Source organism: Peribacillus sp. P4_C12, assembly GCF_056402095.1.
Map to the genome: position 1 here is coordinate 1 of NZ_JBFUIB010000969.1, position 920 is coordinate 920.

A 920-nucleotide genomic window follows, 5' to 3' on the forward strand; every position below is an offset into this window, starting at 1 on the left:
TTATAATGGAGGTAATTTAATTATAGTACCTAGGTTTGAGGTGGCTGAGATAGTTGATATTATTAATAAGCTCAAACCGACTATTTTCCCAGCTGTGCCGACGATGTATATTGCTTTATTACAATATTACCAGTCCCATCCTTTTGATTTGCATTCTTTGAAAACATGCACTTCGGGTTCGTCGCCATTGCCTCTAAATGTATTGTCACGTTTTAACGAAGTAAGCGGATCAATGATTGCTGAAGGATATGGTTTGTCTGAGGCTTCACCAGTGACGCATCGAAATCCAGTTAAAGGCCTGCAAAAACCCGGAAGTATTGGGATACCTATCCCAAATACAGATGCCGCCATTATTGACAGTATTACAGGTGAGCCGTCCCTTTTGGTTGATACACCTGGTGAATTGGTTATTAAGGGACCTCAGGTGATGAAAGGGTATTGGGGCATGCCAGAAGAAACGTTGCAGGCGATTCAAAACGGATGGCTATATACCGGTGACATCGCAAAGATGGATGAAGATGGTTTCTTTTACATCGTCGGACGAAAGAAAGAAATGATTATCGCAGGCGGATTTAATATTTATCCTATTGAAATTGAAGAGGTTTTTTACAGCCATCCAAAGGTACTTGAAGCAGCGGTATTCGGTGTTCCCGACCAATATCGTGGTGAAACCGTTCATGCAGCCGTTGTTATTAAGCCAAATGAATGGATAACCGAAAAGGAACTGAATGAATACTGCCGAAAACAGCTCGCAGCCTTTAAAGTACCGGAAGTTATCACCTTTCAAAGTGAACTTCCCAAAACTGCGGTCGGTAAAATTTTAAAACGAAAGCTTCAAGAAAAATATAACGCTGCTTATCCGGTAATGAATGAAAACGCTAACAAATAATTCATAGGTAAAAAGGGGAATGCAAATGGAC

Annotated in this window: 1 protein-coding gene; it reads left to right on the plus strand. The window is 40.7% G+C overall.

Translation table 11 applies throughout. The features are described from left to right. A partial coding sequence (locus AC1DUW_RS30630) for an AMP-binding protein (RefSeq protein WP_477644422.1) occupies window positions 1-889 on the plus strand: 889 nt, incomplete at its 5' end. Window positions 890-920: the final 31 nt, after the last annotated feature.